Origin of the sequence: Nostocoides japonicum T1-X7 (genome assembly GCF_001046855.1) — a bacterium.
Lineage (GTDB): Bacteria > Actinomycetota > Actinomycetes > Actinomycetales > Dermatophilaceae > Nostocoides > Nostocoides japonicum.
Genome location: NZ_HF570958.1, coordinates 4530261 through 4533406, shown reverse-complemented (window position 1 = coordinate 4533406; position 3146 = coordinate 4530261). Strand labels below are relative to the sequence as shown.

Here is a 3146-nt window from a genome sequence, read left to right as displayed (position 1 = left end):
GCGGCGCGCCCAGGCCGCCCATGCGGAGGCGGAGCGGGTGGCCGCGGCCCAGGACAAGGCCGCCCGGGCACTGGTGGTCGAGGCACAGCTGGCCGACGACGCCGACGAGGTCGCCCGGTCGCGCGCCACGCTCGACGCGGCGCTGCGCGCGGCACCGGTCCGCGCCCATCTCGAGCTCCTCGCCTCCGCGGAGACGGAGGTCGTTCGGCGGCGCGATGCCCTCGACGCGGCCGTGCAGGGGGTCCCCTCGGGCGTCGTGCAGGGCATTCCCTCGAGAGCGGCGCAGGGCATCCCCTTGGGAGCGGCGCAGGAGGAGCCCGACGCCGGACGCTGGTCGGCGCTCCTGGCCCGTGTCACCGCGGGCGACGCGACGATCGAGGAGGCCGTGCGCCTCGGGGACGAGGTGGTCACCGGTCGCGCCGACATCGTGCGGAGCCGCGCGGAGTCTGCCCGTCTGAGCCGGCGCGCCGAGGAGCTCGCCGACGACGTCATCGCGCACACCGAGGGCATCGACGGGCTCACGACGACACATGAGGAGCTGCTGACGGCTGCCGGCTCCCTGCCCGCGGCGGAGAGCGCCCTGGCCGAGGCGCGCCGGCGCCGGGACCTGCGCCGAGCCGTGGATCGGGGCGCGCTGGACCTCGAGGAGTCCGTCGATCGGCTGCGGGAGTGGACCGATGCCGAGCAGTCCGCGCGGGAGGCCTATCTCGAGCTGCGGGAGGCCCGCCTCGACGGCATGGCCGCCGAGCTCGCCGCGAGCCTGTCGGACGGCGCGGCCTGTCCCGTCTGCGGCGCGCAGGACCATCCGGCGCCGGCGTCGCATACCAGGGCGCCGGTCGCCGCGGAGGACGTCGAGGAGGCGGAGCGCGTCCACCAGTCGCTTCTCGCCGCGCGCGCGGATGCGGCGGCCCGGGTGGCGCGGCTCCGCGGAGCGCAGGAGACGAGACTGGCGCAGCTCGCGGGAGACGAGCGCGACGAGGAGGCCCTGGACGACGAGGTGCGGCAGGCGGACGCCGCCGTCGCGCGGGCGAAGGAGGCGAGGACCGCCGCCGCGGACGTGGCACAGGAGCTCGAGCAGGCGCGTCGCGACCTCGAGGCCCTCATGGGCGAGCGGCTCCTCAGCGTGGAGGCCGCCGGGGCCGCCGAGGCCGCCGCGACGGCTCACGAGCGGCGGGCCGGGGACGCGGCCACCCGGCTCCAGGCCCGCCTGGTGCGGCATCGTGACGAGTGCCCCTGTGCGTGCGTGGATGCGCCCGCCCGGACGGCGACGACCGAGGACGGTGACCCGAAGGAGCCGTGGGACCCCGAGCGACTGCGCCTCGTCGCCGAGCGTCACCGCGCGGTGCGACAGGCGCTCGGCGACGTCGTGCGCCGGGTCGACCAGGTCGAGGAGTCGACGACCCGCCTCGAGGCCCAGCGCGCGACGACGGAGGCCGCCCTCGCCGGGGCGGACTTCTCGGATGCCCAGGAGGTTCGCTCGGCGCTGCTGTCACCGGCGGCTCTGCAGTCCCTCCGCGATCGGCTGCGGCGGCACGAGGAGGCCCTCGTCCGGGTGCGCGCGGTCCTCGACGACCCCGATGTCGTCGCCGCGCTCGCGAGCGACCCCGTCGATGTCGACGCCACCGCCGCCCGCCGGGATGCGACCGTCGAGGCCGCGCGGCGAGCCGTCCACCGGCTCGCCGACGCCCAGGGCACGTTCCGGACCGGCGCCGCCCTGATCGCCGAGATCGACGCGCACGTCACGGCGCTCGAGCCGCTCCTCACGAGGCAGGTGGTCGTCGCCGAGGTCGCGGACGCTGCGACGGGCTCCGGCTCCAACACGCTGCGGATGCCGCTCTCGTCGTACGTCTTGGCGGCCCGGCTCGAGCGGGTCGCCGCGCTGGCCAACGAGCGCCTCGCCGTGATGGGCGAGGGTCGCTTCGAGCTGCGCCACACCGACGACCGCCGGGGCAACGGCCGCAGCGGTCTCGGCCTCGAGGTCGTCGACCTGTGGACCGGCCAGCCCCGCGCCACCTCCACCCTCAGCGGCGGGGAGTCCTTCATGGCCTCCCTCGCCCTCGCCCTCGGGCTCGCCGACGCCGTCCGCGAGGAGGCGGGCGGCATCGACCTGCAGACGTTGTTCGTCGACGAGGGGTTCGGCACCCTCGACGACGAGAGCCTCGAGCAGGTCATGGCCGTCCTCGACACGCTCCGCGACGGCGGGCGAGCCGTCGGAGTGGTGAGCCACGTCGCCGACCTGCGGCATCGCATACCGCATCAGCTCCGCGTCCTGAAGACTCCACACGGGTCCAGCGTCGACGTCGTCGACCTCGCCGCGGGCTGAGGCGGCCAGGACCGGCATGGGAGGATGGGACGCGCGCACGCGAGGCGGCGTCGCGGTGGGCCGAGGAGGCGGAGCGGTTGACCCAGGAGTCGGACATCGGCCCGTATGTCCAGTCGGTGGACCGGGCCGTCGAGCTGCTGGGCGCGATCGCGGCCGCAGGCTCCGCCAGCTCCCTCACCGAGCTGGCCCACGAGTGCGGGCTGCACCGTTCGACGGCCTGGCGACTCCTCGTGACCCTCGAGCGGCAGCGGCTCGTGGTCCGCGATCCGCGGCGTGGCCGCTTCGTCCTCGGACCGCGGATCACCGAGCTCGCGGCCGTCCGGACCCACTCCGACATCGTCCACGCGGCCCAGCCGGTCCTCGAGCAGCTGAGCCTGGAGACCGGCGAGGTGGCCTGCCTCGGCGTCGTCGAGGACGACCAGGTCAGCTACGTCGGCGAGGTCATCCCTCCGCTCACCTCCGAGCCCTCGTGGATCGGGATGCCCGTCGTCCTCCACGCCTCGTCGATGGGCAAGGCGTTCCTCGCCGCCATCCCCGAGCCTCGGGCCCTGTCCATCGTCGGTGAGCACCTCACGCGGTACACCGACAGCACGCTGACGACGTGGGAGGAGCTGCGGGCCGATCTCCAGCGCACGCGTGGCCGCGGGTATGCCGTGTGCCGTGGCGAGCTCGAGGAGGGGTCGTGGGGTGTCGCCGCGCCCATCGTGGCACCGACGGACGGCGGCGTCGTGGCGGTCCTGTGTCTGTGGGGGCCCGATCGTCGCGGCGACGAGACCCGGCTCGCGGCCCTCGGGCGGCTCGCCCGCCGGTCCGCCCGGGAGCT

The 3146-nt window shown here is 75.7% G+C and carries 2 protein-coding genes; both read left to right on the top strand.

Annotation, left to right across the window (positions count from 1 at the left end):
- The coding region (locus tag BN12_RS25870; protein WP_083454814.1) for an SbcC/MukB-like Walker B domain-containing protein at positions 1 to 2323 on the top strand (2323 nt) is incomplete at its 5' end.
- Between the two features lie 77 nt (positions 2324 to 2400).
- The coding region (locus tag BN12_RS25475; RefSeq protein ID WP_048555387.1) for an IclR family transcriptional regulator at positions 2401 to 3146 on the top strand (746 nt) is incomplete at its 3' end.